Origin of the sequence: Streptomyces sp. NPDC003077, assembly GCF_040611095.1 — a bacterium.
Lineage (GTDB): Bacteria > Actinomycetota > Actinomycetes > Streptomycetales > Streptomycetaceae > Streptomyces.
Map to the genome: position 1 here is coordinate 68124 of NZ_JBEXNM010000042.1, position 7887 is coordinate 76010.

General features: G+C 69.2%; 10 protein-coding genes. 1 reads left to right on the forward strand and 9 read right to left on the reverse strand.

Going from position 1 to position 7887, the window contains the following annotated elements; genetic code table 11:
• The first annotated feature begins 18 nt into the window (after positions 1-18).
• A complete protein-coding gene (locus ABZX96_RS25070; RefSeq protein ID WP_355548514.1) occupies positions 19-1179 on the forward strand; it encodes a hypothetical protein in 1161 nt (386 codons plus the stop codon).
• 144 nt (positions 1180-1323) lie between these two features.
• Here ABZX96_RS25070 and truA read toward each other — a convergent pair whose 3' ends face one another.
• The 9 genes from truA to map form a co-directional block, all read right to left on the reverse strand.
• Complete coding sequence (truA, locus tag ABZX96_RS25075) at positions 1324-2181, reverse strand: tRNA pseudouridine(38-40) synthase TruA (protein WP_355548517.1); 858 nt, start codon at positions 2179-2181, stop codon at positions 1324-1326.
• 271 nt (positions 2182-2452) lie between these two features.
• On the reverse strand, positions 2453-2944 hold the full coding sequence (gene rplQ, locus ABZX96_RS25080) for a 50S ribosomal protein L17 (RefSeq protein ID WP_355548520.1): 492 nt from the start codon (positions 2942-2944) through the stop codon (positions 2453-2455).
• 267 nt (positions 2945-3211) lie between these two features.
• On the reverse strand, positions 3212-4234 hold the full coding sequence (locus tag ABZX96_RS25085; RefSeq protein WP_030890689.1) for a DNA-directed RNA polymerase subunit alpha: 1023 nt from the start codon (positions 4232-4234) through the stop codon (positions 3212-3214).
• 129 nt (positions 4235-4363) lie between these two features.
• Entirely contained in the window at positions 4364-4990 is a 627-nt protein-coding gene (gene rpsD, locus ABZX96_RS25090) for a 30S ribosomal protein S4 (protein ID WP_355548524.1), read from the reverse strand.
• A 26-nt stretch (positions 4991-5016) separates the two neighbouring features.
• Positions 5017-5421 carry a 30S ribosomal protein S11 gene (gene rpsK / locus ABZX96_RS25095; protein WP_004571845.1) on the reverse strand — a complete coding sequence of 135 codons (405 nt, stop codon included), beginning with the start codon at positions 5419-5421 and terminating at the stop codon, positions 5017-5019.
• 95 nt (positions 5422-5516) lie between these two features.
• Positions 5517-5897: a 30S ribosomal protein S13 gene (gene rpsM, locus ABZX96_RS25100; RefSeq protein ID WP_355548528.1), complete on the reverse strand. Its 381-nt coding sequence runs from the start codon at positions 5895-5897 to the stop codon at positions 5517-5519.
• Between the two features lie 180 nt (positions 5898-6077).
• Positions 6078-6191 (reverse strand): 50S ribosomal protein L36, encoded by a 114-nt coding sequence (rpmJ, locus tag ABZX96_RS25105; RefSeq protein ID WP_003956441.1) that lies wholly within the window; start codon positions 6189-6191, stop codon positions 6078-6080.
• A 56-nt stretch (positions 6192-6247) separates the two neighbouring features.
• On the reverse strand, positions 6248-6469 hold the full coding sequence (gene infA / locus ABZX96_RS25110) for a translation initiation factor IF-1 (protein ID WP_003956442.1): 222 nt from the start codon (positions 6467-6469) through the stop codon (positions 6248-6250).
• 449 nt (positions 6470-6918) lie between these two features.
• Positions 6919-7755, reverse strand: a complete 837-nt coding sequence (map, locus tag ABZX96_RS25115) for a type I methionyl aminopeptidase (protein ID WP_355548531.1) — start codon at positions 7753-7755, stop codon at positions 6919-6921.
• Positions 7756-7887 lie beyond the last annotated feature (132 nt).

A 7887-nucleotide genomic window follows, 5' to 3' on the forward strand; every position in this document is an offset into this window, starting at 1 on the left:
GTTTATAGGATGCGCGGCATGAGCTACGGGCAAGGTGGGCCCTTCGGCCCCGGGGGAACCGACCCTACGACTCCGGACGGGAACGCCGGCACCGGCTCCCCTCCACCGGGCCCGCCCAACGGGCCCGCCCCCTGGCAGCAGGGCACCGCGCCCGCCGCCCCCCAGGGCCAGGGCGGCCCCGCGTCCCCTGGCTGGAACGCCCCGCACCCCACCCAGCCGCCGGGACACACCGCCCCGCCACAAGGGAACGCCGCCCCCGCCCAGCCGCAGTGGAACGGCACCCCCACCGCGCCGCAGGGAAACGCCCTCCCCACCCAGCCGCAGTGGACCACCACCCCCACCACCCCGACCTGGAACACGACTCCCGACACCGGCACCCCCGACACCGGCACCCCCGACTGGGACGCCCTCGCCGACGAGAGCGCGACCCGCGACAAACGCCGCCGCTGGCTCTACATAGGCGGCGGCGCGGTGGCCACCCTCGCCGTCGCGGGCATCGTCGCCACCGCCGTCGTCACCAGCGGCGGAACGCCGAACGGCAAGCCGAGCACGCTGCCCCCCGAGCAGGCGCTGCCGAGCCAGTCGCCGCAGCCCCAGCCGTCCTTCTCCGAGGTGAACGTCCCGCCCCCGCCGAACCCGCGGGACTACATCTCCGACCCCAAGAAGGACACCGAACCGATCACCGCCGCGGCCCTGTTCCCCACCAAGTCGATGGCCGTCGGCAACCGCACCTACCCCCGCGTCGCCGTCTACGGCATCAAGGACTGCACCGCCGGCGTCCAGGGCCCCCTGGTGTCCCTGCTCAAGCGCAACGGCTGCACCCAGTTGCTGCGCGCCACCTACGCCAAGGACGGCGTGGCCGTCACGGTGGGCATCGCGGTCATGCCCACCAAGGACGCCGCCGCCGCGGTTCGCGACAACAAGAAGACCACCAACCTCAAGCCGCTGCCCGGCGGCCCGGTCCAGAGCTTCTGCCAGGGCACCGCGTGCCGGATGACCACCAACGCCGTCGGCCGGTACGCGTACTTCACGATCGCCGGCTACACCAACGGCAAGGCCGTCACCACGGCCGAGACCCAGGCCCTCCAGTTCAGCCGCGACGGCGGCAGCTACGCCTTCAGCCGCATCCTGGACCGCGGCGAACGCCAGGCCGCGAAGGCCGCCCGCAAACAGTCCTGACACGACGGTGCCCGGCCCCCAAGGGCCGGGCACCGGTCACCGCACAAAGAGGCCACGACGCACAAAGCAGGCACGAAAAGTCACGAAAAGGCCAGCACTCCTCAGCAGCCCACCCAGGCCACCACAGAGCCCACCCGCTCCACCTCAGCAGCACCCATCCGAGGACGACGCCAGCACCCGCCGGTTCCGCGCCTCCAGATTCCGCGCCATCAGCAGCTCGTCGGCCGGATACCCGACCTCCTCCAGCGTCAGCCCGTGCGGACGCACCACGTGCACCGCCGAGTCCCGCACCCCGGCAGCCAGCACCTTCCCGGGCCACTCCACCGGCCGGTGCCCGTCCCCGACGAACAGCAGGGCGCCCACCAGCGAACGCACCATGTTGTGGCAGAACGCGTCGGCCCGCACGGTCGCGGTGATCACGCCGGACGCGTCCCGCTCCCACCGCAGCTCCTGAAGGGTGCGGATCGTGGTCGCTCCCTCCCGCCGCTTGCAGTACGCGGCGAAGTCGTGCTCCCCCAGCAGCGCCCGCGAGGCCTCGTTCATCGCCTCGACGTCCAGCGCCCAGTCGTGCCACAGCACGTGCCCGCGCAGCAGCGGGTCCACCCCGCCGGGGTGGTCCACGACCCGGTACGCGTAACGCCGCCAGATCGCCGAGAACCGCGCGTTGAACCCGTACGGCGCCTCGGCCACCCGCCACACCCGCACGTCCTTCGGCAGCCGCCCGGCCAGCCGCCGCAGCAGCCGGTCCCCGTGCTCGGCCCACAGGTCCTCGGGCAGGTCCACGTGCGCCACCTGGCCCCGGGCGTGCACCCCGGCGTCGGTCCGCCCGGCCACCGTCAGCTCGTACGTCCGGTCGGAGCGCGTCACGGTCCGCAGCGCGTCCTCCAGCTCGCCCTGCACCGTGCGCCGCTCGTGCTGCTTGGCCCAGCCCGAGAAGTCCTTGCCGTCGTACGAAAGGTCCAGCCGCACCCGGACGAAACCGGGCTCCACCTCATCACTCACGCCCGCGATCCTCTCAAAATCCGCACCCGAACAAGCCCCCACCCACAACGAGACCGCCGCCCAAGCCCCCCAAGACGAACGGACGCGGCCCCCAACGCAACCCACCCCAAAAAAAGCGAACACCGCCCCAACACCAACGCCCCCCACAAGCGCCCCCCGAACGCCCCCCATAAGCCGAACGGGTCCCACAAACCGAACGGGCCCACCCCCCGAAGGGAGCGGGCCCGTCCGTACCGATCAGCCGGTCACCCCGTCAGACGGGGTGCACGCCTCAGGCGTCCTTGGACTCCTCGGCCGGGGCCTCGGCGGCCTCGTCCTTGGTCTCCTCGGCCTTCTTGAGGGCGTCTTCCTTGACCGCGCGCTTCGTCGCGGCCTCGGCCTCACCGGTGGCCTCCTGGGCCACGGTCAGGGCCTCGACCAGCTCGATGACGGCCATCGGGGCGTTGTCGCCACGACGGGGACCGATCTTGGTGATGCGGGTGTAACCACCCGGGCGGTTCTCGTAACGCGGCGCGATCTCCGTGAAGAGCGTGTGCACGACGCTCTTGTCGGTGATGACCTGGAGAACCTGGCGACGGTTGTGGATGTCGCCCTTCTTCGCCTTGGTCACCAGGCGCTCGGCGACCGGACGCAGCCGGCGGGCCTTGGCCTCGGTGGTGGTGATGCGGCCGTGCTCGAACAGCGCCTTGGCGAGGTTCGCGAGCAGGTGACGCTCGTGCGCGGCGCTGCCGCCCAGACGGGCACCCTTGGCGGGCTTCGGCATGGTCTTTCTCCTTCATTCCTGCACCGGCCGTACCAGGTACCGATGTCAGCGTCCCCACGGGCGAATGCCCGCAGGAAGTCTCACGCGCGTCGACGACGCCCCGCGCGCACAGGCGTCCCCACGAGCTTCCACCCGCGGGAGGGCCCCCGCACTCCGGCCACTCAACGAGCGACCGCGTACGAAGGCCCGAAACAGAGGTGAGGAACCACCGGAACCCCAGGGCCCACCGGCCCCTCACCCCAAAGCAGCCCGAGCAGCTTCAGCCGCTCAGTACTGCTCGGTCTCCACGAACCCGGCGTCCGCGTCGTCGTCGGCGCCGAAGGCGTCCGCGGCGGCGGTCGGGTCGAATCCGGGCGGGCTGTCCTTCAGGGCCAGGCCCATGCCGGCCAGCTTCGCCTTGACCTCGTCGATCGACTTCGCACCGAAGTTGCGGATGTCGAGCAGGTCCGCCTCGGAGCGGGCCACCAGCTCGCCCACCGAGTGGATGCCCTCGCGCTTGAGGCAGTTGTAGGAGCGGACCGTGAGCTCCAGCTCCTCGATCGGCAGCGCCAGGTCGGCGGCCAGGGCGGCGTCCGTCGGGGACGGGCCCATGTCGATGCCCTCGGCGTCGATGTTGAGCTCGCGCGCCAGGCCGAACAGCTCGACCAGGGTCTTGCCGGCCGACGCCATGGCGTCACGCGGACGCATGGCCTGCTTGGTCTCGACGTCGACGATCAGCTTGTCGAAGTCGGTGCGCTGCTCGACACGGGTCGCCTCGACCTTGTAGGTGACCTTGAGCACCGGCGAGTAGATGGAGTCGACCGGGATGCGGCCGATCTCCTGGCCCACCTGCTTGTTCTGGACGGCGGAGACGTAGCCGCGACCGCGCTCGACGGTCAGCTCCATCTCCAGCTTGCCCTTGCTGTTCAGCGTGGCGAGGACCAGGTCGGGGTTGTGCACCTCGACACCGGCCGGCGGCGCGATGTCCGCGGCGGTGACCAGGCCGGGGCCCTGCTTGCGCAGGTACATCACGACCGGCTCGTCGTGCTCGGAGGAGACGACCAGCTGCTTGATGTTCAGGATGAGGTCGGTGACGTCCTCCTTGACGCCCGGCACGGTGGTGAACTCGTGCAGGACACCGTCGATCCGGATGGACGTGACCGCCGCACCGGGAATCGAGGAGAGGAGCGTACGACGCAGGGAGTTGCCGAGGGTGTAGCCGAAGCCCGGCTCCAGCGGCTCGATGACGAACCGGGAGCGGTACTCGTCGACAACCTCTTCGGTCAGCGAGGGACGCTGAGCGATCAGCATGAGGAATTGCCTCCAGTCTTGGCACCCACTATTTGATGCCGACTTTCCACCGGACGAAAGGCCCGGTGTGTAACAAGGGTACGGGCGGTACGCCCCCAAGAGGCCGTACCGCCCGTGACCGCTGAGCCCTTACTTGGAGTAGAGCTCGACGATCAGCTGCTCCTGCACCTGGGTGTCGATCACCTGGCGCTCGGGCAGCGAGTGCACCAGGATCCGCAGCTTGGAGGGGATCGCTTCCAGCCAGGCCGGAACCGTCCGCTCCCCGGCCTCGGCCTGAGCCACCTGGAAGGGGGTCAGGTTACGAGACGCCGGGCGGACCTCGATGATGTCGTTGGCGGACACACGCGCCGACGGGATATCCGTCTTGCGGCCGTTCAGCGTGAAGTGTCCGTGCCGAACCAGCTGACGAGCGTGGTCGCGGGACTTGGCGAAGCCGGCCCGGTAGACCACGTTGTCCAGACGGGTCTCCAGGATGCGCAGAAGGTTCTCACCGGTCTTGCCGGTCTTCTGGTTCGCTTCCTTGTAGTACCCGACGAACTGTCGTTCAAGGACACCGTAGATCCGGCTGCACTTCTGCTTCTCACGAAGCTGCAGCAGGTACTCGCTGTCCTTGGTGCGCCCGCGACCGTGCTCACCCGGGGGGTAAGGACGGATCTCGATCGGGCACTTCGCGCTCTCGCACTTGCTCCCCTTGAGGAAGAGCTTCTGCTTCTCCCGACGGCAACGCTTGCAGTCGGCCCCGGTGTAACGCGCCATATTGTTTTGTCTCCTAGCTCAGCTGGTCAGACGCGGCGGCGCTTCGGCGGGCGGCAGCCGTTGTGGGGCGTCGGGGTGACGTCCTGGATCGACCCGACCTCAAGACCGGTGGCCTGGAGGGAGCGGATGGCGGTCTCACGGCCGGAGCCGGGACCCTTGACGAACACGTCGACCTTGCGCATGCCGTGCTCCTGCGCGCGACGGGCAGCCGACTCGGCGGCCATCTGCGCGGCGAACGGCGTGGACTTGCGCGAGCCCTTGAAGCCCACGTGACCGGCCGAAGCCCAGGAGATCACGTTGCCGGTGGGGTCGGTGATCGAGACGATCGTGTTGTTGAACGTGCTCTTGATGTGAGCGTGCCCGTGGGCGACGTTCTTCTTCTCCTTGCGGCGCACCTTCTTGGCGCCGGCCGTACGGCCCTTCGGAGGCATGAATTTCTCCCGTGGAGGTGGTCGGTCCTACTACTCGGACCGCTGATTTCCGCGGAACCCCGAAACCCGGGGTTCCGCAGCGCGTCCGGTGAGGACTACTTCTTGCCCGGCTTCTTCTTGCCGGCGATGGCGCGACGCGGGCCCTTGCGGGTACGAGCGTTCGTGCTGGTGCGCTGACCGTGGACGGGCAGACCACGACGGTGCCGCAGACCCTGGTAGCAGCCGATCTCGACCTTGCGGCGGATGTCGGCCTGGATCTCGCGACGGAGGTCACCCTCGGTCTTGAGGTTGGCGTCCACGTACTCGCGGATCTTGACCAGGTCCTCTTCGGCCAGGTCACGAACGCGGGTGTTCGGGTTCACACCGGCGGCGGCGAGCGTCTGCTGCGCCAGGGTGCGGCCGATGCCGAAGACGTAGGTGAGGGCGACCTCCACGCGCTTGTCGCGCGGGATGTCAACACCTGAAACGCGTGCCATTGAATGGCTCCTGTTGATGCTCGGGGGTCTTCCGCAGAGCCGGTCCCGGCCGCCGTACGAGGTACGGACCGGGTCCCCGGCCCCCGCCGGAGGTATCGCCAGTCACGACTGGTCGGGCTCTGCGTATGTACGGATGTGCTCGCGTCGCGCGAAGAACTGCGAGGTGCAGGTCGGCGTGCGTCAGCCCTGGCGCTGCTTGTGGCGCAGGTTGTCGCAGATGACCATGACCCGGCCGTGGCGGCGGATCACCTTGCACTTGTCGCAGATCTTCTTGACGCTCGGCTTGACCTTCATGGGTGTGAGGTTCTCCGGGTCAGGTGCCAGCCCCACGGGAGGGGGCGAGGCAAGATCTACTTGTAGCGGTAGACGATCCGCCCGCGCGTCAGGTCGTACGGAGACAGCTCCACGACGACCCGGTCATCCGGAAGAATGCGGATGTAGTGCATACGCATCTTGCCGCTGATGTGCGCGAGGACCTTGTGACCGTTCTGGAGCTCCACCTTGAACATGGCGTTCGGCAGGGACTCGATCACGGTGCCCTCAATCTCGATGGCACCTTGCTTCTTGGCCACGCTTCGCCCTTCGAATCGGCTACCTTGATCGTCTGCCGGCCCCCGGATCTCCGCTTACGCGGGCATACGGATGCACGACAGCCGACGCGTCAGTCTACGTCAGAGCGCACGAAAAGACGAATCCACGATTATTGCCCACCCTGGAGATCCTTACTCCGGCGGGTCCCAAACGGTCCGTGTACCGCTCTCACCAGGCCGGATACGGACCTCGTAACGACGCGGACGCCCCCGACCCGATCACTTTCGGCAGCCCGCCGCTCCCCGGCCGGGCCCTGCCGCCCCCAACGGCCCACAAGCGGCCCCCCGAGGCACACGCCGCCCGGACCGCGCAACCCAGCAGCCCGCGAACACCTCACGCGACCGGACCGCGCACCTCCAGCGGCCCGGCGAACGCCTGACACCGGCGGGCCCCGACGGACAACCTCACATCGGCAAACCCGCCGAACCCCCTACGCCAGCGGATCCGGCGCGACCTCGACCCCGTACTCCGCCAGCTTCGCCCGGCCGCCGTCCACGGCCGTCAGCACCAGCGGACCCTGCTCGGTCAGCGCGACGGAGTGCTCCCAGTGCGAGGACCAGCTCCCGTCGTTCGACTTGACCGTCCAGTCGTCCTCCAGGACGTGCGTCTTCGGCGTGCCCAGGTTCACCATGGGCTCGATCGCGATGCAGAACCCGGGCACCAGCTTCGGGCCCTTGCCGCGCCGCCGGTCGACGTAGTTCAGCAGGTGCGGGTCCATGTGCATCTGCGAACCGATGCCGTGACCGCCGTAGTCCTCGACGATGCCGTACTTGCCGCTCGACGGACGCGGCTGCCGCCGGATGTAGCCCTCGATGGCCTTGGAGATGTCCACCAGGCGGTTGCCCTTGCGCACGGCCGCGATGCCGGCCCACATGGACTCCTCGGTGACCCGGCTCAGCTCGACCAGCTCCGGGGCGTGACCGCTGCCCACGAACGCCGTGTACGCGGCGTCACCGTGCCAGCCGTCGATGATCGCGCCGCAGTCGATGGAGATGATGTCGCCGTCCTTCAGGACGGTCTTGGTGTCCGGGATGCCGTGCACCACGACGTCGTTCACCGACGTGCAGATGGTGGCGGGGAAGCCGCCGTACCCCAGGAAGTTCGACTTCGCGCCGTGCGACTCCAGCACCTCGCGCGCCACGTCGTCCAGGTCCTTGGTGGTGGCGCCCGGCACGGCGGCCTCGCGGGTCGCGGCGTGGATGGCGGCGACGACCAGCCCCGCCTCGCGCATCTTCGCGATCTGCTCCGGGGTCTTGATCTCCAGCATGACGGCCGACGCCTTCCTGAACCGACTTCGAGACGATCTCACGGGCGCGGCTCCGACCGCCGCACCCGTCCTTCCACCATACGGCCGCGGCACCCGCCCGGGTGCCGCCGCCGTATTCGTGCTGTGGGGACC

Excerpts from the sequence above, each read along its gene's own strand:
- ABZX96_RS25070 (WP_355548514.1), top strand. The coding sequence starts at position 19 with ATGAGCTACGGGCAAGGTGGGCCCTTCGGCCCCGGGGGAACCGACCCT.
- rplQ (WP_355548520.1), bottom strand. The coding sequence starts at position 2,944 with ATGCCGAAGCCCGCCAAGGGTGCCCGTCTGGGCGGCAGCGCCGCGCAC.
- ABZX96_RS25085 (WP_030890689.1), bottom strand. The coding sequence starts at position 4,234 with ATGCTGATCGCTCAGCGTCCCTCGCTGACCGAAGAGGTTGTCGACGAG.
- rpsD (WP_355548524.1), bottom strand. The coding sequence starts at position 4,990 with ATGGCGCGTTACACCGGGGCCGACTGCAAGCGTTGCCGTCGGGAGAAG.
- rpsK (WP_004571845.1), bottom strand. The coding sequence starts at position 5,421 with ATGCCTCCGAAGGGCCGTACGGCCGGCGCCAAGAAGGTGCGCCGCAAG.
- rpsM (WP_355548528.1), bottom strand. The coding sequence starts at position 5,897 with ATGGCACGCGTTTCAGGTGTTGACATCCCGCGCGACAAGCGCGTGGAG.
- rpmJ (WP_003956441.1), bottom strand. The coding sequence starts at position 6,191 with ATGAAGGTCAAGCCGAGCGTCAAGAAGATCTGCGACAAGTGCAAGGTG.
- map (WP_355548531.1), bottom strand. The coding sequence starts at position 7,755 with ATGCTGGAGATCAAGACCCCGGAGCAGATCGCGAAGATGCGCGAGGCG.